Raw genomic sequence first — 24,114 nt, 5'->3', positions numbered from 1 at the left:
TGCAAATATAACAAATAAGATTTGGCGAATACAATTAGTAACTAATTGAATTAGTGTAAAAACAAAAAAACGCGTGAATTATTGCCTAATTGCGTTTGTCTTCTCCCCAAAGGAGTTTTTTACGAAGGGTATCCAAAAAGCTTTCGTTTAAAAGATCAATCATTTTAATTTTAAATGATGCTTTTTTGATTTTAATGATAGTGCCATTTTCTAAAGTTGCAATTCTGGAGTCTAAGGACACTAAATGACTGTCCTCCCTACCCATAACCTTAAGTTGAATTTCGGTATCATCAGGTATTATCAAAGGGCGTGCACTTAAATTATGCGGAGCAATAGGAGTTATTGCAAAACTATTGGCGTCAGGCGTTATCACGGGGCCACCACAGCTCAAGGAATAACCTGTAGAACCTGTGGGTGTTGAAATGATTAGCCCGTCACTCCAGTAAGAATTCAGGTACTCACCATTAAGAAGTGTTTCTACGGTAATCATGGACGTGGTGTTTTTTCTGCTTACCGCTATTTCATTCAAGGCAAAATTCAACGACGTGATATCTGCATTTGAAGGTGTGGTTTCTATGGATAACAAACTACGCTCTGATATTCTATATTTGCCATCAATAATGTTTTGGATGGCTTTTTCAATTTGATCAACTTGTATGGTTGCCAAAAAACCCAATCTGCCAGTATTAATACCAATGATTGGAATTCCAGAATCTTTTACAAAAGTAATGGCTCTTAAAATGGTACCGTCGCCACCCACACTTATCAGTAAATCAAAGGAAGCATCTAAATCATCAAATTTTTTATAGGATTTGTATGCGTCTTTGTTGGAAGACCGGCTTATTATCAGGTTGTAAAATTCGGTTTCAATATATGCATCAACATGCTTTTCTGCCAAACATTGGAAAAGTGTTTCAACAGATATGGTGGTAGTTTCATTATAAAAACGTCCAAAAACGGCAACCTTCATACTTTACATGTTTAAATATTTGTTCAAATAGTCTGAACGTTCCTTCAGGCTTTCAATGTAGCTATCCTCTTCATGCCCAGAAATGATATTGTAGCTGTAGCGTCTAAATGTCTGAATGATATTATTTAAACCTGTGTTGTCAATTTTAAGTGTAACCTGAACAATATCCGTAGTGATTTTTGATACAAAAGCACCCAATAGTTTGCCGTTGTTGGATTCCACAATCTGGCTTATTTCACTAAATGAATAATCATTGATTCCTTTTTCAACCACTAAAACACCACCGGTTTCAAAAAAGAAAGGTGTTTCATTAAATAGGCCAATAACGTCTTTAAGTTCATAATATCCCAAATACTTGCTCTTGTTATTTAACACGGGCATCATATTGGTGGAGTTTTTGGCAAATGCCTCAAGAACGTCCAGCCACATGGTATCGTCCCTTACAAAAAAATTTTCTAAAGCGTATTTGTATTCGTTTAAAAGACTATCGGCTTCAAAACAATGGACATCGGTTTCAGAAAACGATCCCAAAAACACACCATGCTCATCTTTCACTGGGATATGCGATAAGGTTAACTGGTTAAACAACACCATTAAGTTGCTTATCTTACTGTTGATGTTTACCGGTTTTATGTCATTTAATATATATGATGCAAGATCCATAGTTGAGCGTTAAGCGTACACAAAATTAATCAAAAAAAAAGGACATAAGCCTGTTCTACTTTGTATTTTTGTGAATTAAAAAGTGATTCATGACAAAGTTAAGTGTAAACATAAACAAGATTGCAACCTTAAGAAATTCAAGAGGCGGTGATGTTCCTAACGTGGTGCAGTTTGCAAAAGATGTGCAGCGTTTTGGTGCGCAAGGGGTCACCATACACCCAAGACCCGATGAGCGGCACATTCGATATCAGGACGCCTATGATTTAAAGCCAGAGGTTTATACAGAATACAATATAGAAGGAAACCCCATTGATTCTTTTGTGCAGTTGGTTTTGAATGTTAAACCAACCCAAGTGACTTTGGTACCCGATGCCGTTGATGCTATTACCAGTAACGCAGGTTGGGATACCATCAAGCATAAAGATTTTTTGGTAGAGGTCATCAAGGAATTTAAACAGAACGGCATAAGAACATCCATTTTTGTAGATCCTATTTTAAAACAAATTGATGGTGCCAAGGAAACAGGGACCGATAGAATTGAGTTATATACCGAAGCCTTTGCTCATCAATACGGGTTAGGAAACCAAGATGCCGTTAAACCCTATGCCGAATGTGCAAAATTGGCCAATGAACTAGGTTTGGGGATTAATGCAGGACATGATCTGTCCTTAGATAACATACAGTTTTTTAAAGAGCATATTCCAGGTTTATTGGAGGTCTCCATAGGGCATGCTTTGGTTGCCGAAAGCTTGTATTTAGGTGTGGAAAATGTTATTCAAATGTATTTACACAAACTAAAATAATGGTATTACAGTCAAATATTCTAGGAAAAGGTCAAGGTCAAGCATTTGTGATTCTGCATGGTTTTTTAGGTATGAGCGATAACTGGAAAACCTTAGGAAAACAATTCAGCGAATCAGGTTTTGAAGTCCATTTAGTGGACCAGCGCAACCACGGAAGCAGTTTTTGGGATGACACATTTAATTATGATGTTTTGGCAGACGATTTAAAACACTATTGTGATGTGCATAAGCTTTCAAATATTATTTTGCTGGGGCATTCCATGGGTGGAAAAACAGCCATGATGTTTGCTGCAAAATATCCACAACTCGTTTCAAAATTGATAGTGGCTGATATTTCGCCAAAATATTATCCTGTTCACCATGAAACTATTCTAGAAGGACTACATGCATTGGATTTTGACATTATTAAAAGCAGAACGGAGGCAGATGAGCTTTTGAGTCAATATATTTCAGACTTTGGGACACGCCAATTTTTGCTCAAGAATTTATATTGGAAAGAAAAAGGGCAATTGGCGCTTCGGATGAATTTAAAGGTTCTGACAGATCAAATAGAAGCAGTTGGTGAAGCATTGCCCGCAGAAGCTATCTATGATAAATACACCTTATTTTTAAAAGGGAGCAAATCAAATTACATAACCGATGATGACAAATCTTTAATCCATCATCATTTTCCCAAGGCTCAAATTGTAACCATCAAAAATGCCGGCCATTGGTTACATGCCGAAAACCCCCAGGATTTTTTTGATGTGGTGATGGGTTTTTTGAAATAAATGCTTGGAATTTAATTCTAAGTATCAAGAAAATATTATATTTAAAACACACAAGCCAAACTTTTATATGAGAAACCTTATTTTTTCACTCGTTATTTTATGCACCATAAATAATTTTTCTCAAGTTAAACATGAAGATGGGTCTTACAAGGAATACTATAAGACAGGTCAATTAAAAACAGAAGGGTTTTACAAAAACAGCAACAAGTTTAGTGTTTGGAAAGATTATTATGATTCTGGCCAGTTAAAAAAGATTTACACGTTCGACAATTTTGGTCAGTCAACCGGTGTACAGGAAACATATTCCAAAGAAGGCAACTTAGTGAGTGAAAGAAAACCGGCTAAAAACGGAGGGTTGATATTTAAACATTTTTATGATACTGGCAATTTGCATGTTGTGCACGCTTTGATACCTTCAGAAAACAAAAAATACTTTATTAAAGATGGTGGTTACAAGGAATATTACGAAAATGGTGTTCTAAAAATTGAAAGTTTTTATATTGTGAACAAACTTTCTGGATTATGGAAAAACTTCTATGATACGGGAGAAAAAGAATGGGATGTACAATATGTAAATGACGTTAAACAGGGCTTTTACAAGCGCTTTTATAAAAATGGACAATTGATGTTAGAGGGAACCTGTTCAGAAGGTCTTAAAAGCGGAGAAGAGAAACAATATGATTCCATTGGGAATTTAGTAAACACATTGAATTTCAAAAAAGGGAAATTGAAGAAAACCAAAAACACAATAGTTTTTGAACAAACAGAAATTCCAGATGGTGATATTGAGAAAGTGCCAGTTTATCCTGGTTGTGAGGATTTATTAACTAATCAAGAACGAAAACAATGTATGTCTGATGAAATATCAAGGTTTGTAGCTGAAAAATTCGATACAAGTATAGCTGGTTTTTTAGGTTTAACAGGTAGACAGCGTATTTTGGTTATTTTTAAAATTGATAAAACGGGGCAAGTAATAGATGTAAGATCTAGAGCGCCATATAGGGAGTTAGAGGCAGAAGCTGTTAGAGTCATTACTACTTTGCCAAAAATGAAACCGGGAATGCAATATGGAAAAACCGTAACGGTGCCTTATAGTTTGCCCATAATATTTAGTGTTACTGCCAAAGCAAAAAAGCCTATCACGTCATATAACCCTAATTCAGTTAATAAAAAATATTAAATCTTAAGCATATGAAACTCATTATCAAACTTTTATTAAATGCCTTAGCTGTTGTTATTCTTGCTAAAATCCTATCAGGAGTTTATGTGGACAGCTATTTAACAGCCATTGTTGTAGCTGCCGTATTGTCAATATTAAATTTACTTGTAAAGCCTATTTTGGTCATTTTTACGCTACCAATAACCATTGTTACCTTAGGCTTGTTTTTATTGGTCATTAATGCATTGATTATTTTACTGGCCGATAGGCTAATCCCTGGTTTTTCTGTTAGCAGTATATGGATTGCCATACTTTTCAGTATCTTACTATCTATACTACAATCTATATTGCATTCATTTTTAAAAGACGAAAAAGAATAGTGTAAACACAATCATAAAAACTTTGTTGGGTTGCAAAAATATTATATTTTTGCAACCCAATTTTAGTTATATAAATTGCTGGTTATTAAATACCTTATATGTTAAATGCCCGTTTTGGGCTTCATACCAATTAAAATGAATATTACAAGAGAAAACCTAGATGCGTTAAACGCTGTAGTGAAAGTAGATATCGCAAAAGAAGATTATAGCGATAAAGTGGAAAAAATCTTATCAGATTACCGTAAAACAGCAAACATACCTGGTTTTAGAAAAGGGCATGTGCCTTTGGGAATGGTTAAAAAACAGTATGGAAAAGCAGTTTTGGTTGATGAAGTCAATAAACTGTTGCAAGATGCTTTGAACAAATATTTAACCGAAGAAAAATTGGATGTTTTAGGGCAGCCGTTACCAAAACCCCAAGACACAATCGATTGGGATTCTGACGCTTTTTCTTTTGAATTTGAATTGGGATTGGCCCCAGAGTTTGAAGTCGATTTAAAAAACAAAAAAGCCATCACCCAATACAATATAGTGGCCGACGATAAAATGATTGATGAGCAAATTGAAAACATACAAAAACAGTATGGTAAATTAGTGTCTCAAGATGTTGTTGAAAAAGACAGTGAAATTACAGGAACCTTCAAAAATGAAGAACACGACATTGAAAACACCATCACGCTTACTTTAGATAAGTTCAAAGAAAAATCAACTTCCAAAAAGTTTGTTGGAGCAAAAGTTGGAGATGTTGTTGCTTTAGAAACCAAAGGACTTTACAATGATGAGCATGACTTAATGCATGCCTTAAAAGTAGGTCATGATAAAGTACATGGGCTGGATATTCCCGTTACATTTACAATTACTGAAATCAACAAAAGAGAATTGGCTGATTTAGACCAAGAATTGTTTGATAAGCTTTTTGGAAAAGACGTGATCAAATCGGTTACTGAGTTAAAAGCTAAAATTAAAGAAGATGCTGAAAAGCAATTTGCACAACAAGCCGATCAAAAGTTATTAAATGATGTTACCGAATATTTAGTGGATAACACAAAATTTGATCTGCCTGCTGAGTTTTTACAAAAATGGCTGCAAACTGCAGGAGAAAAACCACTGGATGTTGACCAAGCAAAAGAAGAATATGAAAAGTCTGAAAAAAGTTTGCGTTATCAATTAATTGAAGGTAAACTTATTACAGACAACAATATTCAAGTGACCATAGAGGATATAAAAGGTCATGCTAAAGACATGATTAAATCGCAAATGGCACAATTTGGCCAATTAAACCCATCAGACAAGGAACTAGATGATATTGCTGCTCGTGTCTTGTCAAACCAAGATGAGGCCAGACGAATTTCAGAGCAACTTATTAGCCAGAAGCTACTTAACCTATACAAGGAGAAAGTAAATTTAAAGGTTAAGGAAGTGACTTATGAAAATTTTGTTAAAGAAGCTTACAGTAAGAAATAAGCATCGTATTAATACAGAATAATTCCCTATATTTAGGCGCTTGATTTTTTAAAATTAGGCGCCTATTTTTTCAGTAAAATCTTAAATGGAGAATACTGGATTTCAATCAAAGTTTAATAATAAAATTTCACCATGGATTACGCAAAGGAATTTGAAAAATTCGCTATAAAAGACCAAGGAATCAGCAGTACGTATTACAACAAAATTATTAGTAGTATGTACCCAACAAGCTTAACGCCCAACATTATTGAAGAGCGCCAAATGAACATTGCCATATTTGATGTGTTTTCAAGATTAATGATGGACCGTATCATTTTTATGGGAACCGCTATAAATGACCAAGTTGCCAATATAATTCAAGCACAGCTCTTGTTTTTAGAGAGCACAGATGCGTCAAAAGATATTCAAATATATATTAACTCTCCAGGCGGTAGTGTCTATGCTGGATTGGGTATTTATGATACTATGCAGTTTATAAAGCCAGATGTAGCAACTATTTGCACTGGTATGGCAGCCTCAATGGGAGCCGTATTGTTGTGTGCAGGTGCTAAAGGGAAACGAAGTGGATTAACGCATTCAAGGGTCATGATTCATCAACCACTTGGTGGGGCTCAAGGTCAGGCCAGTGATATTGAAATCACAGCCAGAGAGATAATAATATTAAAAGAAGAATTATATAAAATTATTAGTAAGCATTCGGGTCAAGACTACGACAAAGTGTATGCTGACAGTGACAGAGATTACTGGATGAAAGCCGATAAGGCCAAGGAATATGGCATGATCGATGAGATTTTATCTCGAAATTAAATAAAAAATTGTAACTTTAAATCCTCTAATTGAGGGATTTATTACAATTTATTTCTCCGTAAATAGTAAGATTAATGGCAAAAGAAGAATTGGAATGTTCGTTTTGTGGTCGTAAAAAACCAGAAACAAACTTATTAATAGCAGGATTAGATGCGCATATATGTGATAGATGTATTGAGCAGGCGCATGGTATTGTTATTGAAGAATCAAAGCAAAGTGATAGCAGCGATTTATTTGCTGAGCTAAAACTGCGCAAACCACAGCAAATCAAGGAATTTCTTGATGGCTATATTATAGGTCAAAACATGACCAAAAAAGTAATGTCTGTTGCTGTATATAATCATTATAAACGTTTATTACAGCCTGTAACCGCTGATGATATTGATATTCAAAAAAGTAATATCGTTATGGTCGGCCAAACGGGAACCGGTAAAACATTAATAGCCAAAACCATTGCTAGAATGCTTAATGTGCCTTTGGCCATTGTAGATGCTACGGTTTTAACTGAGGCTGGTTATGTAGGTGAAGATGTTGAAAGTATCTTAACACGTTTGTTGCAGGCGGCAGATTACAATCTGGAAAAAGCAGAAAAAGGCATTGTATTTATTGATGAAATAGATAAGATTGCCCGAAAAAGCGATAATCCATCCATTACTCGAGATGTTTCTGGAGAAGGTGTTCAACAAGCCTTGTTAAAACTTCTTGAAGGAACAGTTGTAAATGTTCCACCAAAAGGAGGTCGTAAACACCCAGACCAAAAATTCATTGAAGTTAATACGGAAAATATCTTGTTCATTGCTGGGGGAGCGTTTGATGGTATTGAGCGCCATATTTCCAGACGATTGAATATGCAGGCAGTTGGTTACAGTGCTTCTATATCAGAAGACGTTGTTGATAAAGACAATCTGTTGCAGTATATCATTCCAAAGGATTTAAAGGATTTTGGTTTGATTCCTGAAATCATTGGTAGATTGCCAGTGCTTACCTATATGGACCCTTTAGATGTCAAAACATTAAGGGCTATTTTAACAGAGCCTAAAAATGCCATCATAAAACAATACAAAAAATTGTTCTCAATGGATGATATTGAATTTAGCATAACTGATGGCGCATTGGATTTTATTGTGGATAAAGCTATTGAATATAAGCTTGGAGCAAGAGGGTTGCGTTCATTGTGTGAGGAGATTTTAACTGATGCCATGTTTGAACTGCCAAGCAGCAAAGAGAAAAAACTGAATGTCACCAAGCTATATGCTGAAGATAAGATAACCAAAACAACCATTAAAAAACTGAAAGCAGTTTCATAATAATTAATAGATGTTACTATAAAAAAACCACTCTGTTTAGAGTGGTTTTTTATTTTTTATGGATGTAATTAATTAATGGATATAATTGATAATAGCGATGCTTTTCTTATTTATTTTTTAAAAGTAAATGTATTTATTGAGCAAGAAAACTTTTTTAAAATGTTTTAGATTAAGGTAAAATTAAAGTCGTTAAAAAACTTGGCAAAACAAATATATCCGATAAAGTGAACGGTTTTAAAAATTGAGATGTAGCAGTTCGTCGATATAACATCGGGTATTGGAAAGTCTTGGCACTTTATGTTGGCCACCCAACTTGTTGCTCTGTTTTAACCAATCATAAAAAAGGTTCTTTCTGCCTAGGTGAATTTTAGGTTTGTTGAGCGTTATGTTGTTATAACGCTTCGCTTCATAGTCTGAATTCAAAGACTTTAGGGCATTGTCAAACAACTCATTAAAATAATCAATATCCTTAGGAGGGGTCTTAAATTCAATGATCCATTCATGGGCACCTTTTTCTTTACCTTGCATAAAAATGGGCGCTGCAGTATAATCCACAATTTCAGCTTTCGTTTTTTTGCAGACTTTTTTCAAGGCTTCTTCGGCATTTTCAATAATGAGTTCTTCACCAAAAACATTAATATGGTGTTTGGTTCGCCCAGACACTTTTATTCTATATGGGTTAATGGAAGTAAACCGAACCGTATCCCCAATTTTATAGCGCCAAAGGCCTGCGTTGGTCGTTATTATCAGTGCATAGTTTTTGTTCAATTTCACATCGCTTAACGGAATTATTTTTTGCTCGGGAGTTCCATAGGTATCCATGGGGATGAATTCATAAAAAATCCCATAATCAAGCATCAGTAATAATTCACTGGAATTATTCTGGTCCTGAATGGCAAAAAAGCCTTCCGAAGCATTATAAATTTCATAGTATTTAAAATCAGTTTTTGGCAATATTTTTTTGTACTGGTCTTTATAAGGTGTAAAACTCACGCCGCCGTGAAAATACACTTCCAGATTTGGCCAAATATCAAATAGGTTATTTTTCCCAGTGGTTTCAAGAGCATTATTGAGAAGCACCAACATCCATGATGGAACACCGGTAAGACTGGTGACATTTTCATTAATGGTTTCATCAACAATGGCCTGCATTTTATATTCCCAATCGCTCATCAACGACACTTTATTGCTCGGCGTACTGCTAAACTCTGCCCACAAGGGCATATTGTCTATGAGGATAGCCGATAAATCACCAAACACGGTTCCGTTTTCACGATATAGTTCCTTGCTGCCGCCAAGCCGTAAACTCTTGCCCGTAAACATTTGGGAGTTTTCATTATTGTTTAGGTACATGCACAACAAATCTTTTCCAGCGGCATAATGGCAATCTTCTAACGATTCCATACTTACTGGTATAAACTTACTCTTGGCATTGGTGGTTCCGCTGGATTTTGCAAACCACTTTATGGGTGTAGGCCAAAAAATATTGGTTTCTCCATTTCGTGATCGTTCAATAATATCTTGGTAATCTTCATAGGTTGAAATGGGAACCCGATCAGTAAAAGTCTGGTACGTTTCAATAGAGGCAAAGTCATATTTTTTGCCCATTTGGGTATCTTTAGCCGCTTCAATAAGATTGAAAAGCAATTCGTTTTGCACTTCATTGGGATATTTTAAAAACAGCTCAATTTGATGGAAGCGTTTTTTTAAAAACCAAGATGCAATGGAATTTACTAAAGTTGTTGGCATATTTGTTTTATCTTTAAGTCTTAAAAATAACACTTTTTTTCATGACTTTTGAAGGCGTTTTGACAAAAATGGAAACGGAGTTTTCACAACCTATTCAATACTATTTAGTGTTTGAAAGTGATTTCATTAATATGAATCAATTGTTGGGTAAAAACATAACCATTCAATTTATTAGATATCAATGTTTAAATTGTGGATTGGACAAACCCATTTACAGACAGGGATTTTGCAAAAGTTGCTTTTACGAGATACCCCAGGCCGCGGATTGGATAATGCGACCTGAGTTAAGTACCGCTCACTTGGATGAAGAGGACAGGGATTTAGAGTATGAAAAAAAAGTACAGTTACAGCCACATATTGTCTATTTGGCAAACTCAAGTAATGTAAAAGTTGGAGTAACCAGAAAAAGTCAAGTGCCTACGCGCTGGATTGACCAAGGCGCTCATGAGGCTATTGAAATTGTGGAAGTACCCAACCGATATTTAGCAGGCATTACCGAGGTAGCTTTAAAGGACCATGTGTCTGATAAAACCAATTGGCGCAGCATGCTTAAAAATGATATTAAAGATGTAGACTTGGTTCAGTGGCGTGAGCGCTTGAAACAATATATTCCTGAGGAAGCCAAAGATTATTTTATTGAAAGCAATACGGAAACTAACTTAGAGTTTCCCGTTATTAAATATCCTGACAAACCTAAAAGTTTAAACCTCATTAAAGAACAAACGTTTACAGGAAAACTGGAAGGAATAAAAGGCCAATATCTCATTTTTGATGACGAAACCGTTTTTAATGTTCGGGCTAATGAGGGCTTGGTAGTTGCCATTACCATAAATTAAAAACCCACTTACAGAACTTGCAAGTGGGATGAGAATGTGCTTTGGTAAAAACCATTAAATATCTTCTTGGTCTCTCATGTTTTGGATGTATTCCGCTTTTTGGATTTCACGTCGCCTTCTAACGGATGGTTTTGTAAAAAACTGACCTTCCCTTAGATTTTGCATGACTTTGATATTGCGGTGTTTGCGTTTATAGCGTTTTAATGCGCGTTCAATGTTTTCTCCTTCTTTTACTATAATTTTTAGCATATGTTATTTTTAATAGATTTGAATTTTAGGATTATCCTAAATAGGTTTTTAATATTTTACTTTTTGACGTGTGCCGTAACCGTCTTATTCCTTTTTCTTTTATTTGCCTGACACGTTCTCTGGTTAACCCAAAGGAATCCCCAATTTCTTGAAGGCTCATGGGATGTTTTTTATTAATTCCATAGTAATGGCGCAATACATCCGATTCTTTCTCTGATAGCATATCCAAAGCACGATTGACTTCAATGTTTAAAGAATCGTTCATTAAATCGGCATCTGGTTTGGGTGATTCATTTGAATTTACAACATCATAAAGCGTTGAGGCCTCACCTTCTTTTAAAGGCGCATCCATAGAAATATGCCTACCAGAAATCCGCATGGATTGTTTCACATCATTTAGAGTGAGGTCCAAATTGCTGGCAATTTCCTGGGCACTTGGAGCTCTTTCATGTGTTTGTTCCAAAAAAGAATAGGCTTTATTGATTTTATTGATGGATCCTATTTTATTTAAGGGCAACCTAACAATTCTGGATTGTTCGGCCAATGCTTGGAGTATGGCTTGTCGTATCCACCAAACAGCATACGATATAAACTTAAAGCCTCGTGTTTCGTCAAAGCGTTTGGCTGCCTTTACCAAACCAGCATTGCCTTCGTTTATCAAATCTGGTAACGAGAGGCCTTGGTTTTGATATTGTTTTGAGACAGATACCACAAAACGCAAGTTAGCAGTAGTAAGTTTATCTAAAGCTTTTTGATCTCCTGCTCGTATCCTTTGTGCTAATTCTACCTCTTCATCAGCAGTAATTAAAGGAATTTTACTAATGTCTTGAAGATATTTGTCAAGCGATTTAGATTCTCTGTTGGTAACTTGTTTCGTGATTTTTAATTGCCTCATATATTAAGTTTAAAGTTATACTTTTTATAAGATAACTTTTTTATCAAGAAAACCTAATAAATATGCGGCTTTATGGTAAAACCATGAAAATTCCCCCGAAAAAGCTAATTTATGGTGTCTGTTTTCTTTTTCTTGCCACCCAATAGACCACCCAATACGTTTTTGATTTCTTTTTGAACGGTGCTACCAGTATTTGTTTTTGTTGAATCTACTTGACTTGTTTGTGTTTTTGTGGAGTCTGTTTGTGTGGTTTTTTGGTTTCCCCCCAGCAATCCACCAAGTAAATCGGTTACTTTGCCTTTGCCTTGGTTCAGTAGTTTTTGCTTTTGTATTTCAACCAATTGGTTTGTTAACTTTGAAACACTACTTGATAAGTCGGTTGTAACAGAAGGTTTGGTATACGTTCCTGTAATATTGGCTGTTACGGGAATGGATATATTGTTTGCCGATTTGTCATCAATTTTACCAATTAACCGATTGACTTCACTACCCAAATATTTGGCAGGCACATTAAATACAGCATTATATGACATAGTTTTATCAAAATTATGATTACCTGAAACTTCAATATCAATATCTTGGTATTTTAAGTGAAAGGGTTTTACACTCACTTTTCCATCACTAAACTCAAATGTGGTTTTTAGGTCGTTGAGGTTTAATTTTTTAAAATCAATAAAATTTAATGAAGATCCTAATTGATTTAAAACTTCGGCATTTAATGGGTTAATGGTTGACGATAAGAGCTCTGCAAACGCATTACCAGATAAAGAGTTTAGGTTGGGAGTAAAGTCATTGGTCAACGAACCTTTTAAATTCAAGGTTGTGTTAAACTTACCTTGAATGGCTTTTGCAATGGGTGCTATGTTTTGAAGCAATTCAAATCCTTGAAACGATTGCCCAATGTCAAAACTATTAATGCCCAAATCCATGTTGAAGGTTGGAGTTTCTGCTTTGGTTGATACCAAACCGGTGACTGCCAAATTCCCGTCAAAAAGATTGGAGGTTAAGTTTTGCAATATGGCTCGCTCGTCTTTAATGATTAAGGTGCCTTTTACGTTTTTCAAATGTAAATTATCATAATCAACCGTGTTGGCTTGTGCATTGATGGTGCAATCTAAAAAGGCCGGGATTTTAAGGGATTCACTTGGTGTTTTGCTGTCAGTGGTTTCGTCTGTATTATCAGTCATAAAATCATTGACGGCAAAGCGGTTGGAGTTTAAATTAAAATTACCCTGAAGTGGTTTGTCACTCAATAAAAAACCCAACAATCCTTTAATGGTTCCCGTGGCATTTAAATCACTTTTCCCTGTTTTTGCAGTGAATTGGTTCAAGCTTACATTGCCCGTGTTAAAGGTAATTCTGGCATCAGAGATTTGAATGGGGTTCGCCAATGATTCTGAAGAAAAATTAAAGTTGCTCAGACTCATGCTACCACTGTTTTTAATACGCTCATAAGCGTTGGTATCAATGGCGTCCATATCAAAAGCCGTATTGACTTTTGCTTTTAAGATACCGGTCAAGTTTTTGTCTAGCTCAACAGGATATACTTTACTGATATTGGCCAAATTTAAAACGCCATCTATGTTGGCGTTTACCAACATGTTCCCAGTCAGGTTTTTGAGTGTTGCAGACGATTTGAAAACATCTTGGTCTATTTTAAAATCAAGGGTGTGAATATCTGCATAGGTGTCATCTGCGTTGCCGGTTGTGTTTTTTATAGATGTGTTAATGGTTATGTTTTCAACGCGTTTTGGTAAATCGGGATATTTAAAGGATGCATTATTTGAGGTGATATTAATATCTAAAGTAGGGATGGTTTCATCTGACACAATTCCTTTAATAGCACCTTTTACTTTAAAATCGCCCGTGGTTTCAACCTGCTCAATATTTTTGGAATACGCTTCTGGAATGACCGCTAAAAAGTCCTTAAATGATGATTCTGGATTTTCAAATGTGATATTGACCTCTTCACCTGTTTCCAATAATTTTACATATCCTTGAAATTCCAAAGGCAATTGGTTAATATAGCCTTTGTTGTCTTTAAAGGTGTACGTATCATTTGGCAAATCAAGACCTATTAAGGCATCTAACTTGACAAGATTATTGTTTAAATAATTGGTGCTGTCCATTGTAAAGCTTACGTGAGCCTCGCTTTTGGTATCCAATTCAGATTTTTCTGCAGAAAATATGCCATTGCCTTCATGGTTCAATTCAGATACATAAATCTTCATTTTGGATGCTTCGTCAAGATATGTTAAAGCACTGTTTTTTATTCTATAATCTTTAATGTCAAATGAAAATTTGCTGCTTGATTTTGTTTCTGTGTTACTACTATCTTCTTTTACAATATTATAATTGGTATTGCCAAACTTATCCGTTTTAAGTGTTAACAAAGCTTCATCAACGGTAATGGAATTAATAACAATAGGCTCTTTATCAAAATCTTTGAAGAGCTCTTTTATTGACATGGTAAAAGATATGTCTCTGGCCGTAGCAAAGGTTTCGTCCTTAAACGGTTCAAAATTGGTGATTGTTAAATCACTGACAGAAACAGAAGCCTTAGGAAAATGGCTTAAAAAACTCAAGTTTACATCACTAAACTCAACATGGGCATTAAGGTTGTCATTAATAAATTCTTTAACAGCATCTTTAATTTGCGACTGAAAAAGAAATGGGATGGCAATTAGTAAAATTAGAATGGAGAGTATGGTGATTCCGGTAATTTTTAACGCTTTCTTCATAAGATAGTTTATAGAGAATATACGTAAAATTGCATCATAAAAGATGATATTTGCACTAAATTTTTGTTAACTTTTCTAATAATTACAACAATTCAATTTCTTCATTGACTTGTATTTTAAAGCGTTTTCTAAACAAAAACACACCTAAATACAAAAATGGTGTGTCGCACAAGGCTATAAAGGCTTTAAACAAAAACCCGGCGACAAGCAAGCCTTCAAAACGGCTCCAGTCAATAATTCCAAACGAACACATTAAAATCAAAATGGTCAGTGTATCTACAAATTGTGATGAAAATGTTGAAAAATTATTGCGTATCCACAAGTGTTTGCCTTTGGTTACCCGTTTCCAAAAATGATAAATCTGTATATCAATAAATTGTGCAAATAAATACGCTAGCATACTTGCAAAAACGGCTACGGCCGTATTCCCGAAAACCGTTGAAAACATCTCATTGCCAACTGGCGACCAGCTTGTTGCAGGAACTAGGTTAGAAACAAATACAATGGATAAAGAAAACAACGATGCAAAAATACCAGTTACCACAATTTGGTTGGCGCGTTTTTTTCCGTAAATCTCACTGATTAAATCAGTAATTAAAAAGGTAATGGGATATGGCAAGATACCAACGGAAATTTCAAAAAGCTTGGTTCCAAAAATCTCAATATGAAATGGATACCAGTAAAAGAATTTTTGAAAAATTAAATTTGAAACAACTAATGAGGTAATAAAAAGAGCACCCAAAATGAAGTAAATACGTTGTGCCGCGAGCTTGTCTTTCAATGTCATAGAAACTTATTAACAGTTTTCACAAATATAGGTTAAAGTGATTTTCTTTTAGTTATTTTGCCATTAATTATCATGGATTCACACATTGTATACATATCATTAGGGAGTAATAAAGGCGATCGTTTTAAAAATCTTCAAGATGCTATAAATCTTATTTACAATAAGATAGGTAAGATTGATGTCATATCAAGAGTCTATAATTGTCCGGCTTTTGGTTTTGAAAGTGACGATTTTTTAAACACATGTATTCGTATAGAAACAGAACTACAACCCAAAGCGATTTTAAAAATATTGCTCGCCATAGAAAAGCAATTGGGGCGTGTTCGCACCAAAAAAACAGGCTATGAATCCAGAACCATAGATTTGGATATTCTTTTTTTTGATGATGATGTTATTAATTCAAAAACCCTTCAGGTACCGCATCCGGAAATGCATAAGCGTAAGTTTGTATTACAACCTTTGCATGATTTTGCCCCAAAAATGATGCACCCTGAATTAAAGCAAGACATTACTGGTTTGTTACAAAACTGTGAAGATAACAGTCATTTTGAGCCTATTAATATTTGGTTGAAAAACCCAAGCAAACAACACAATTTTTCTAACTACAATTACATTGCAATAGAAGGTAACATTGGTGCTGGAAAAACAAGCTTGGCAACCAAGATAGCACATGATTTTAATGCGAAGCTTATTTTGGAGCGCTTTGCCGATAACCCTTTTTTGCCAAAGTTTTATGAAGATGCCCAACGGTATGCCTTTACCTTGGAGATGTCATTTTTGGCAGACCGTTACCAACAAATAAGTGATGATTTATCGCAACTGGATCTGTTCAAGGATTTTATTGTAAGCGATTATGATGTGTTTAAATCACTGATTTTTTCAAAGATTACCTTACCAGAAGATGAGTTCAAGCTTTACAGAAAACTGTTTTATTTGATGTACAAAGATTTACGAAAGCCCGATTTGTATGTGTACCTATATCAAAACACCGAGCGTCTTCAGGATAATATTAAAAAGCGTGGACGTGACTATGAACAGAATATTGCCAATGACTACCTTGATAAAATCAATACGGGCTATTTGGAGTTTTTAAAAAGCCAAACAGATTTTAATGTGAAGATCATTGATATTTCTGAGAAAGATTTTGTTGCTAACCGTGAAGATTATCTAAGCATATTGGATACTATTTGTAGAGAGTGATCTGGATGCTTTCAAATTTCTAAACTTGAAAGTAGAAGCCTTCAGCCATATTTGAATGATATGTCCCTTTAAATTGAACGCACAACATACGCAGTCTATTCAGTTTAATAGTTAATTTTATGTCAATAACTAATCAATCTTACACATGAAAAGCATAAACACATATTGTTTAATATTATTCCTATTCTTCATGAACAGTAGCTTATTTTATGCTCAAAAAAAAGTTTTGAATGAAGACGAACTATTATTGCCGCAGCAAGATATGGAATGGTTTAAAGACGCCAAGTTTGGTATGTTCATTCACTGGGGTTTGTATTCCATTATCGGAAAAGGAGAGTGGGTCATGTTCAATAAACGTATTGATAAAGATACCTATGCCAACTTGGCCAAAGAGTTTGATGCCCCTAAATTCAATGCTAATACATGGGCAACTATTGCAAAGGAAGCAGGTATGAAATATATGGTATTGGTCACCAAGCACCATGATGGTTTTGCACTTTGGGATAGCGAGGCCAGCAAAGACCAATTCAACAGCATGCACAGTGCGGCCAAAAAGGATTTTGTTAGAGATTATGTCAACGCTGCACGGGATAAGGGTTTAAAAGTTGGGTTTTATTATTCGCCTTTGGATTGGCGTTTTCCTGGCTTCTTTTTCCCTTCCATGTATCGGGCCAGCGCAGAGGAAATGAAGTCGCAAACCTATGGACAGATACGCGAACTGATGAGTGATTATGGCAAAATAGATTTATTGTGGTACGATGGTGGTGAAGATGAGTGGCTAGGATTGGGCGGACTGGAATTTGGAGGATCTTCACCCAGTTGGCATGCCAGACCCAAGGACAAACCATACACGGGTGATTTTTCTTGGGAGCCTTTACGTTTGAACAGCATTGTTAGGGAATTACAACCCAAAATTGTTATCAATCCCAGAAGTGGTTGGAAAGGCGATTTTGATACTCGGGAAAAAGAAGATGGCGGCATGCAGACCGATAGGCCTTGGGAACGTTGTTTTACCATATCAAAAGGCGGTTGGGGATGGAAACCCAATGCAGAAGTGCGCCCATTGGAATTTCTTCTAACCAAATTTGTAAAAGTAATTTGTATGGGTGGTAATTTTTTGCTTAATGTAGGCCCGAATGCTGATGGCGAGATAGAACCATTGCAAGTCACCCGATTACAAGGAATGGGTGCATGGCTTAAGACAAATGGTGAAGCTGTATATGGTACACGGGGCGGCCCTATTCCATTCAATGATGATTGGGGCGGCACTACCCAAAAAGGTAATACCATATTTGTGTACATCATTAATTGGCCTGACAACGGAACATTGCAAATACCGTATAGTGGAACAAAAATTAAAGAGGCAACTTATTTAGCTACTGATGAAACAGTTGATTTTAAACAAGACAAAGGTTTAATTACAATAAAAAGGAATGACAATTCACAAGATGATATAATAACTGTTATTAAGCTTAAAATTCAATAATATGTGTTTTTTAATATTAATTTAAGTGTTCTGGATGCCATTTGTGAGGACTGATTTTTTAGGTTTGATTTAATTTGTAATTAATTTTATAAGGAAACTGGCAATTTAAGTTGCAATTTTTTTATTCCATGTAAATATTAATTTTAACCGAATAATCATTCTGATTGGTAGTGCTGTTCAATAACGGGTAAGGCGAAACACTAACTAATTCAATCTTTAATCCATTTAGTATTGTATCTCGTTGGAAATTTTTCTGAGTGTTTAATGTAAAAGACTTGTTTTCAGTTTTTGAATTCAATACAAAATTAGCAGATGCATTACCTTCCCATATACAATTTCCATTAGAGGGACATCTAGAATCATTTACATACTCCAAACAGATACTGTATTCCGTTCCTTTTATTTCTGAACAACTATTGTTTTTTATATTATATTGTCTGTCTGATTCTGAATTATCCTGAGTACAACTAATGGAAAAAATGGTCAGCAATAATAAAAATATTGTTTTAATTTGTTTCATTGGTTTTTTCTATTAGATACAATTTAAGTTGTTTGGTTGCGTACTGTTTAGAATCTTGTAGTTAATTTAAGATATTATTCTGTTTCAATCAATCTTATCGTCTGGCAAGCTAAGTTAGTTATTCTAAAAAAAATCAGATTAAATGAAATTTTTGGAAAGGGGAGCTTGAATTGAAATTGGCTAGACCTTTTGATACAATTTTATAAAGGAAACTGCTCTATTTGACAAGCAAACGATTCGCTTCTAACCTTTTGTTTTCAACTTAGAAAACACATCCCAAATCACCACACCGGCGCTTACTGAAATATTTAGAGAATGTTTGGTGCCAAACTGCGGGATTTCAATCACCATATCACTGGCCGAAACAACTTTTTGAGCAACACCTTTTACTTCATTGCCAAAAACCAAAGCGTATGTTGTTTGTTGTTCAGGTATAAAGTCGTTGAGCATGGTAGCGTTTTCAGCTTGTTCAATAGAGCAGATTTTCACACCGTTAGATTTTAATTTTTCAACTAAGTCCAAAGTGTTTTCAGCATACTCCCAAGCTACGGTTTCGGTACTACCCAAAGCAGTTTTGTGAATGTCTTTGTGCGGTGGGGTGGCCGTAATGCCACAGAGGTAAATTTTTTCAACCAAAAAAGCATCACTGGTCCTGAACACCGAGCCTATATTGTTAAGACTGCGAATATTATCCAACACAATAATGAGTGGTGTTTTTGCAACCGATTTAAAATCGTCCACACTCAATCGGTCCAACTCGCTGTTCTTTAGTTTTCTCATAATGCAAATATTCAAAAAAAAAACTTCCTTTTAAAAGGAAGTTTTATCATGTATTTTAAAAAACTTGGTTCCTTGTATTATTATTTGTCAGCTGGTTTAGGAGGATTGACAGTACCTTTAATATGAAGGACCTTGGTAGGTGCATTCACTGCGTTAGAAATCAAGGTAACACTTTTGGAAAACGCACCAGTTCTGTTAGTAGCGTAATGTACTTTGATAACAGATGATTCTCCAGGAGCAATAGCTTCTTTTGGCCATGTAGGCACGGTACACCCGCAAGACCCTTTGGCATTGGTAATTACTAAAGGGGCGTTACCGGTGTTGGTAAACTTAAACTCTCTGTTTCCATCGGCATTGTTCTCAATGGTTCCATAATCTATGGTCTCAGTTTCAAACTCAATTTTGGCGCCATCGTCTTTGGATACAGCTTGTGCTTCGGCCACTTTAGTAGCAGTTTGGGACACTCCTGTAAATACCATTCCTAGCAAAGTAAAGCTTAGTAAAACAATTTTTTTCATGGTTTTAAATGTATTTTAGGTTTAATACTAAAGCCAAATCTATGAAAACTTATTTAAAGGTGTGATGTGTTGAGGCTTAGAATTTTATTTTTAACATAATTTTATAACAACTTTTAAATTGACTAAATTCGCATGAAAACAAAATAAGTAACTAAAGGTTTATATTTTTTGACAGCAAAATCCAAAACAAAGAAGGAAACTCCTTTGATGAAACAATACAACACGATTAAGACAAAGTATCCTGATGCGTTGTTGTTATTCCGTGTGGGTGATTTTTATGAAACCTTTGGAGAAGATGCTGTTAAAACAGCTAATATTTTAGGGATCATTTTAACCAAACGTGGTGCCGGAAGTGAGAGTGAAACTGAGTTGGCCGGGTTTCCGCACCATTCCTTAAACACCTATTTGCCAAAACTGGTAAAAGCTGGAGAGCGTGTAGCTATTTGTGACCAGTTAGAAGACCCAAAACTTGCCAAAAGCATTGTAAAGCGTGGTGTGACCGAACTGGTAACGCCGGGCGTAGCGTTTAATGATGAGGTATTGTTATCAAAATCCAACAACTTTTTATGCTCGGTTTATTTTGATAAAAATCATATTGGGGTAGCTTTTTTAGATATTTCTACTGGGGAGTTTTTAACCTCACAGGGCAATGCGGAATACATTGATAAGTTATTGCAGAATTTCAATCCCAGTGAAGTATTGGTATCCAAACAAAAACGAACCACATTCACCGAGACTTTTGGAAATGATTTTCATGTTTTTTACATGGAAGATTGGGTGTATCAAGCCGATTATGCTTACGAAACCCTGACTAAACACTTTAATACCAAGTCGCTTAAAGGTTTTGGAATTGAAGAGCTGTATGAAGGCATTATAGCATCCGGTTCTGTTTTGCATTATTTATCAGAAACACAGCACGATAATATTCAACATATCAGTTCCATTTCAAGAATTGCAGAAGACGATTATGTGTGGATGGATAAATTCACCATCAGAAATTTAGAGCTTTACAATTCGAACAATACCAATGCTGTAACCCTCTTGCAGGTTATAGACAAAACCATTTCGCCTATGGGCGGACGCTTATTAAAACGCTGGTTGGCATTGCCCCTAAAAAGTTTGGACAAAATAAAACAGCGCCACGAAGTGGTTGATTATTTGACTAAAGAGAAAACGGTCCTTCAAAAAATCCAACAACACATTAAGCATATTGGCGATTTGGAGCGGTTGATTTCAAAAGTGGCCACAGGAAAAGTCAATCCACGTGAAGTCATTCAGCTTAAAAACTCACTGGAAGCCATTGTGCCCATAAAAGCCATTGCATCCAATTGTACCAATCAATCCTTAAAAATTATTGGGGATACGCTTCAAAGCTGTGAGGTATTAAGGGAGAAAATAAAAGAAACTTTAAATGAAGAGGCACCTGTCAATGTGTTAAAAGGGAACACGATTGCACCAGGATTTTCTTCGGAGCTGGACGATTTAAGAGACTTGTCCAAATCTGGAAAAGATTATTTGGACAACATGTTGGAGCGCGAAAGTGAGCGAACAGGAATCACATCCTTAAAAATAGCCTCCAACAATGTTTTTGGATATTACATTGAGGTTAGAAATACACATAAGGATAAAGTCCCACAAGACTGGATTAGAAAGCAAACCCTTGTTAGTGCCGAACGATATATTACGGAAGAACTCAAAGAGTATGAAGCTAAAATATTAGGAGCTGAGGACCGTATTTTAGCAATTGAACAACAGTTGTTTTCGGAGTTGGTAGGTTGGCTACACCAATATATCAAGGCGGTGCAGCAAAACGCTTTTTTAATAGGCCAGTTGGATTGTTTGTGTGGATTTGCCCAATTAGCAAAAGATAATCACTATGTATATCCAATCATTGATGAGTCTTTTGATTTGGAAATTTCAGATGGTAGGCATCCCGTTATTGAAAAGCAATTGCCTATTGGAGAGCCTTATATTGCCAACAATGTATTTTTAGATAGAAGTTCACAGCAAATCATTATGATTACGGGACCCAATATGTCTGGTAAATCGGCTATTTTGCGTCAAACAGCGCTTATTGTTCTATTAGCGCAAATAGGAAGTTTTGTACCGGCCAAGTCAGCTAGAATAGGTTTTGTTGATAAAATTTTTACCAGAGTAGGTGCCAGCGATAATATTTCTATGGGCGAATCAACCTTTATGGTGGAGATGAATGAGACGGCTTCCATATTAAACAATATTTCTGAAAGGAGTTTGGTATTACTGGACGAAATTGGTCGCGGAACCAGTACGTATGACGGTATTTCCATAGCATGGGCCATTAGTGAATATTTGCACGAGCATCCTGCTAAGCCAAAAACCTTATTTGCCACACATTATCATGAGCTGAATGAAATGACCGAAACCTTTGAGCGGATCAAGAACTTCAACGTATCTGTAAAAGAATTAAAAGACCATGTGCTTTTCTTACGGAAATTGGTTGAAGGAGGCAGTGCCCATAGTTTTGGAATTCATGTGGCAAAAATGGCAGGCATGCCACAGCAAGTCATCCACAAGGCAAACAAGATTTTGCAGAAACTGGAAAAATCACATTCCAGCGAAGAGCTATCAGATACGGTAAAAACCTTGCAAGACGATATGCAATTAAGCTTTTTTAACCTAGATGACCCGTTGCTTGAAAATATAAAGGATGAGATTTTACATATTGATATTAATACACTTACACCCGTTGAAGCGCTGATGAAACTCAATGAAATTAAGCGCATGCTAATCAAAGAAAAACGAGCCTAGAAATAAAAACCATTATTTTATTAAAAACCCTTTGGTTTTAGTAGAAATATTTTAAATTTGCATCCGCAATAATCATATTGCTCGTTCTTAAATAATGCGAAAGTAGCTCAGGGGTAGAGCATCACCTTGCCAAGGTGAGGGTCGCGGGTTCAAATCCCGTCTTTCGCTCTGAAACTTTTTAAAATATACCAAAGTTGCTGAAGTGGTGGAATTGGTAGACACGTTGGACTTAAAATCCAATGGCCATTATGGCCGTGCGGGTTCAAGTCCCGCCTTCAGTACTGTAGAACCTTCAACCTTTTTTGGTTGGAGGTTTTTGTTTTCAAAAAAAATATGTTGGTCTAAACTTGATTTAGTGAATGGATTAAGTTAACGATTTGTATTAAATATAATTTTGCTTGTCCAGAAAAAAAACGGATTACTTTAATCTAATTGTATAGATACAAGGCTAAATACACAGGCTGGAGTAAACTCAAAACCATCACGTTGGAACTTATTGCTAGCCTTATCCTTTTTTAGTAGAAAATAATTATCCTAGTAATGCTGATTAAGTCTTAATAGAAATTTTTTAAGGAATCCGAGAATTTTAAGAAGTATAGAATTAATTGATGTTATTTACCAAAAAATAATATGAAACTAAATCCTGTTTTGTTTAGTTTTCCCAAAAAAGAAAAATAAGATTTCTTTCAATTGGTCCCCAACGCGCTGGCGCAATAGATTATAGGCTTTGGTAAGTTGACCCTCAACCGTTTTGATTGAGATGTTTAGATACTCCGAAATTTCAATATTGGTGAGCCCTTCTTTCTTGCTCAACAAAAAAGTTTCCTTGCATTTGGGAGGTAAGTGTTTAATACCCTCGGTTACGCAAGCAATCTTACGTTCCATGACGTCTTTGTTGTCTTCATCAATGGCAGTATCAAGGGCTTCAATGTAGCTGCGTTCTAAGTTTGAAATAGCTCTGGATTTATGATACTGGTTGATAAATTCATTATAAGTGGTTTTATATAAAAAGCTGCTTATCGAATAATCTGGGTTAAGGCGATTTCTGTACTCCCAGGTCTTTAAAAAAACATTTTGAACAATATCATCGGCAGTAGCGTGATCATTGTTGAGGCTTAGTGCATATACAAACAATTTTTTATGGTAGGTTGATACCAAATAGGCATAGGCACTCTCATCACCTTTTTTAAGGTGTTCAATTAGTTTTTCATTATTGATGTATGAAAAAGCCATGATAAAAAAC

At 35.5% G+C, this 24,114-nt stretch carries 22 protein-coding genes and 2 tRNA genes; 13 read left to right on the top strand and 11 right to left on the bottom strand.

Annotation, left to right across the window (positions count from 1 at the left end; all coding sequences use genetic code 11):
* Positions 1-85: 85 nt before the first annotated feature.
* Positions 86-970, bottom strand: coding sequence for an NAD kinase (locus IEW94_RS01790; protein WP_188649551.1), 885 nt, complete (start codon positions 968-970; stop codon positions 86-88).
* 3 nt (positions 971-973) lie between these two features.
* On the bottom strand, positions 974-1,633 hold the full coding sequence (locus IEW94_RS01785; protein WP_188649550.1) for a CBS domain-containing protein: 660 nt from the start codon (positions 1,631-1,633) through the stop codon (positions 974-976).
* A gap of 89 nt (positions 1,634-1,722) precedes the next feature.
* Between IEW94_RS01785 and IEW94_RS01780 the strand changes: the two genes are divergently transcribed.
* The 7 genes from IEW94_RS01780 (at position 1,723) to clpX (ending at position 8,323) form a co-directional block, all read left to right on the top strand.
* Positions 1,723-2,436: a pyridoxine 5'-phosphate synthase gene (locus IEW94_RS01780; protein ID WP_188649549.1), complete on the top strand. Its 714-nt coding sequence runs from the start codon at positions 1,723-1,725 to the stop codon at positions 2,434-2,436.
* Positions 2,436-3,206: an alpha/beta fold hydrolase gene (locus tag IEW94_RS01775; RefSeq protein ID WP_188649548.1), complete on the top strand. Its 771-nt coding sequence runs from the start codon at positions 2,436-2,438 to the stop codon at positions 3,204-3,206. Before IEW94_RS01780 ends, IEW94_RS01775 begins: the two co-directional genes overlap by 1 nt.
* 67 nt (positions 3,207-3,273) lie before the next feature.
* The gene (locus IEW94_RS01770) at positions 3,274-4,386 is read left to right on the top strand and encodes an energy transducer TonB (RefSeq protein WP_188649547.1); all 1,113 of its coding nucleotides are present in this window, start codon (positions 3,274-3,276) and stop codon (positions 4,384-4,386) included.
* A gap of 11 nt (positions 4,387-4,397) precedes the next feature.
* A complete protein-coding gene (locus IEW94_RS01765; RefSeq protein WP_188649546.1) occupies positions 4,398-4,745 on the top strand; it encodes a phage holin family protein in 348 nt (115 codons plus the stop codon).
* Between the two features lie 135 nt (positions 4,746-4,880).
* Entirely contained in the window at positions 4,881-6,209 is a 1,329-nt protein-coding gene (gene tig / locus IEW94_RS01760; protein ID WP_188649545.1) for a trigger factor, read from the top strand.
* Between the two features lie 132 nt (positions 6,210-6,341).
* On the top strand, positions 6,342-7,016 hold the full coding sequence (clpP, locus tag IEW94_RS01755) for an ATP-dependent Clp endopeptidase proteolytic subunit ClpP (protein WP_188649544.1): 675 nt from the start codon (positions 6,342-6,344) through the stop codon (positions 7,014-7,016).
* A gap of 74 nt (positions 7,017-7,090) precedes the next feature.
* A complete protein-coding gene (gene clpX, locus IEW94_RS01750) occupies positions 7,091-8,323 on the top strand; it encodes an ATP-dependent Clp protease ATP-binding subunit ClpX (RefSeq protein WP_188649543.1) in 1,233 nt (410 codons plus the stop codon).
* A gap of 234 nt (positions 8,324-8,557) precedes the next feature.
* Here clpX and IEW94_RS01745 read toward each other — a convergent pair whose 3' ends face one another.
* Entirely contained in the window at positions 8,558-10,072 is a 1,515-nt protein-coding gene (locus IEW94_RS01745; protein WP_188649542.1) for a GH3 auxin-responsive promoter family protein, read from the bottom strand.
* 41 nt (positions 10,073-10,113) lie between these two features.
* On the opposite strand from IEW94_RS01745, the gene IEW94_RS01740 reads away from it, so the two are divergent.
* Positions 10,114-10,908, top strand: a complete 795-nt coding sequence (locus tag IEW94_RS01740; RefSeq protein ID WP_188649541.1) for a DUF2797 domain-containing protein — start codon at positions 10,114-10,116, stop codon at positions 10,906-10,908.
* A gap of 54 nt (positions 10,909-10,962) precedes the next feature.
* Here the strand turns inward: IEW94_RS01740 and rpsU are convergent, their stop codons facing one another.
* From rpsU to IEW94_RS01720, 4 genes are all read right to left on the bottom strand, one after another.
* Positions 10,963-11,157 (bottom strand): 30S ribosomal protein S21, encoded by a 195-nt coding sequence (gene rpsU, locus IEW94_RS01735; protein ID WP_188649540.1) that lies wholly within the window; start codon positions 11,155-11,157, stop codon positions 10,963-10,965.
* A gap of 31 nt (positions 11,158-11,188) precedes the next feature.
* Positions 11,189-12,052 carry a sigma-70 family RNA polymerase sigma factor gene (locus IEW94_RS01730; protein WP_188649539.1) on the bottom strand — a complete coding sequence of 288 codons (864 nt, stop codon included), beginning with the start codon at positions 12,050-12,052 and terminating at the stop codon, positions 11,189-11,191.
* Positions 12,053-12,156: 104 nt separating this feature from the next.
* A complete protein-coding gene (locus IEW94_RS01725) occupies positions 12,157-14,793 on the bottom strand; it encodes an AsmA-like C-terminal region-containing protein (RefSeq protein WP_188649538.1) in 2,637 nt (878 codons plus the stop codon).
* Between the two features lie 82 nt (positions 14,794-14,875).
* Positions 14,876-15,580, bottom strand: a complete 705-nt coding sequence (locus IEW94_RS01720; RefSeq protein ID WP_188649537.1) for a queuosine precursor transporter — start codon at positions 15,578-15,580, stop codon at positions 14,876-14,878.
* 72 nt (positions 15,581-15,652) lie between these two features.
* Between IEW94_RS01720 and folK the strand changes: the two genes are divergently transcribed.
* Both folK and IEW94_RS01710 read left to right on the top strand, forming a co-directional pair.
* Positions 15,653-16,780 (top strand): 2-amino-4-hydroxy-6-hydroxymethyldihydropteridine diphosphokinase, encoded by a 1,128-nt coding sequence (gene folK, locus IEW94_RS01715; protein WP_188649536.1) that lies wholly within the window; start codon positions 15,653-15,655, stop codon positions 16,778-16,780.
* A 190-nt stretch (positions 16,781-16,970) separates the two neighbouring features.
* Positions 16,971-18,266, top strand: coding sequence for an alpha-L-fucosidase (locus IEW94_RS01710; protein WP_188649535.1), 1,296 nt, complete (start codon positions 16,971-16,973; stop codon positions 18,264-18,266).
* 121 nt (positions 18,267-18,387) lie between these two features.
* On the opposite strand, the gene IEW94_RS01705 is transcribed toward IEW94_RS01710, so the two are convergent.
* From IEW94_RS01705 to IEW94_RS01695, 3 genes are all read right to left on the bottom strand, one after another.
* Positions 18,388-18,786, bottom strand: coding sequence for a hypothetical protein (locus IEW94_RS01705; RefSeq protein ID WP_188649534.1), 399 nt, complete (start codon positions 18,784-18,786; stop codon positions 18,388-18,390).
* Between the two features lie 243 nt (positions 18,787-19,029).
* Positions 19,030-19,566: an RNA methyltransferase gene (locus tag IEW94_RS01700; RefSeq protein WP_188649533.1), complete on the bottom strand. Its 537-nt coding sequence runs from the start codon at positions 19,564-19,566 to the stop codon at positions 19,030-19,032.
* A gap of 80 nt (positions 19,567-19,646) precedes the next feature.
* Entirely contained in the window at positions 19,647-20,084 is a 438-nt protein-coding gene (locus IEW94_RS01695; protein ID WP_188649532.1) for a DUF1573 domain-containing protein, read from the bottom strand.
* 207 nt (positions 20,085-20,291) lie between these two features.
* Here IEW94_RS01695 and mutS point away from each other — a divergent pair, with 207 nt between their 5' ends.
* From mutS to IEW94_RS01680, 3 genes are all read left to right on the top strand, one after another.
* Positions 20,292-22,871 (top strand): DNA mismatch repair protein MutS, encoded by a 2,580-nt coding sequence (mutS, locus tag IEW94_RS01690; RefSeq protein ID WP_188649531.1) that lies wholly within the window; start codon positions 20,292-20,294, stop codon positions 22,869-22,871.
* Between the two features lie 96 nt (positions 22,872-22,967).
* Positions 22,968-23,039, top strand: a tRNA-Gly gene (locus IEW94_RS01685).
* Positions 23,040-23,067: 28 nt separating this feature from the next.
* A tRNA-Leu gene (locus IEW94_RS01680) sits at positions 23,068-23,152 on the top strand.
* Positions 23,153-23,507: 355 nt separating this feature from the next.
* Here the strand turns inward: IEW94_RS01680 and IEW94_RS01675 are convergent.
* Positions 23,508-24,104: an RNA polymerase sigma factor gene (locus IEW94_RS01675; protein ID WP_188649530.1), complete on the bottom strand. Its 597-nt coding sequence runs from the start codon at positions 24,102-24,104 to the stop codon at positions 23,508-23,510.
* Between the last annotated feature and the right edge of the window lie 10 nt (positions 24,105-24,114).

This window comes from Yeosuana aromativorans, assembly GCF_014646655.1.
GTDB classification, from domain to species: domain Bacteria; phylum Bacteroidota; class Bacteroidia; order Flavobacteriales; family Flavobacteriaceae; genus Yeosuana; species Yeosuana aromativorans.
This window is presented reverse-complemented; position numbering and strand designations above follow the sequence as displayed.

Bases quoted from the DNA above. Each gene is read 5' to 3' on its own strand.
- IEW94_RS01740 (WP_188649541.1), top strand. From the start codon at position 10,114: ATGACTTTTGAAGGCGTTTTGACAAAAATGGAAACGGAGTTTTCACAA.
- IEW94_RS01675 (WP_188649530.1), bottom strand. From the start codon at position 24,104: ATGGCTTTTTCATACATCAATAATGAAAAACTAATTGAACACCTTAAA.
- IEW94_RS01700 (WP_188649533.1), bottom strand. From the start codon at position 19,566: ATGAGAAAACTAAAGAACAGCGAGTTGGACCGATTGAGTGTGGACGAT.
- IEW94_RS01745 (WP_188649542.1), bottom strand. From the start codon at position 10,072: ATGCCAACAACTTTAGTAAATTCCATTGCATCTTGGTTTTTAAAAAAA.
- clpX (WP_188649543.1), top strand. From the start codon at position 7,091: ATGGCAAAAGAAGAATTGGAATGTTCGTTTTGTGGTCGTAAAAAACCA.
- IEW94_RS01765 (WP_188649546.1), top strand. From the start codon at position 4,398: ATGAAACTCATTATCAAACTTTTATTAAATGCCTTAGCTGTTGTTATT.
- IEW94_RS01710 (WP_188649535.1), top strand. From the start codon at position 16,971: ATGAACAGTAGCTTATTTTATGCTCAAAAAAAAGTTTTGAATGAAGAC.
- IEW94_RS01770 (WP_188649547.1), top strand. From the start codon at position 3,274: ATGAGAAACCTTATTTTTTCACTCGTTATTTTATGCACCATAAATAAT.
- IEW94_RS01705 (WP_188649534.1), bottom strand. From the start codon at position 18,786: ATGAAACAAATTAAAACAATATTTTTATTATTGCTGACCATTTTTTCC.
- IEW94_RS01725 (WP_188649538.1), bottom strand. From the start codon at position 14,793: ATGAAGAAAGCGTTAAAAATTACCGGAATCACCATACTCTCCATTCTA.
- rpsU (WP_188649540.1), bottom strand. From the start codon at position 11,157: ATGCTAAAAATTATAGTAAAAGAAGGAGAAAACATTGAACGCGCATTA.
- mutS (WP_188649531.1), top strand. From the start codon at position 20,292: ATGAAACAATACAACACGATTAAGACAAAGTATCCTGATGCGTTGTTG.
- IEW94_RS01695 (WP_188649532.1), bottom strand. From the start codon at position 20,084: ATGAAAAAAATTGTTTTACTAAGCTTTACTTTGCTAGGAATGGTATTT.
- folK (WP_188649536.1), top strand. From the start codon at position 15,653: ATGGATTCACACATTGTATACATATCATTAGGGAGTAATAAAGGCGAT.
- IEW94_RS01775 (WP_188649548.1), top strand. From the start codon at position 2,436: ATGGTATTACAGTCAAATATTCTAGGAAAAGGTCAAGGTCAAGCATTT.
- IEW94_RS01720 (WP_188649537.1), bottom strand. From the start codon at position 15,580: ATGACATTGAAAGACAAGCTCGCGGCACAACGTATTTACTTCATTTTG.
- tig (WP_188649545.1), top strand. From the start codon at position 4,881: ATGAATATTACAAGAGAAAACCTAGATGCGTTAAACGCTGTAGTGAAA.
- IEW94_RS01785 (WP_188649550.1), bottom strand. From the start codon at position 1,633: ATGGATCTTGCATCATATATATTAAATGACATAAAACCGGTAAACATC.
- clpP (WP_188649544.1), top strand. From the start codon at position 6,342: ATGGATTACGCAAAGGAATTTGAAAAATTCGCTATAAAAGACCAAGGA.
- IEW94_RS01780 (WP_188649549.1), top strand. From the start codon at position 1,723: ATGACAAAGTTAAGTGTAAACATAAACAAGATTGCAACCTTAAGAAAT.
- IEW94_RS01730 (WP_188649539.1), bottom strand. From the start codon at position 12,052: ATGAGGCAATTAAAAATCACGAAACAAGTTACCAACAGAGAATCTAAA.
- IEW94_RS01790 (WP_188649551.1), bottom strand. From the start codon at position 970: ATGAAGGTTGCCGTTTTTGGACGTTTTTATAATGAAACTACCACCATA.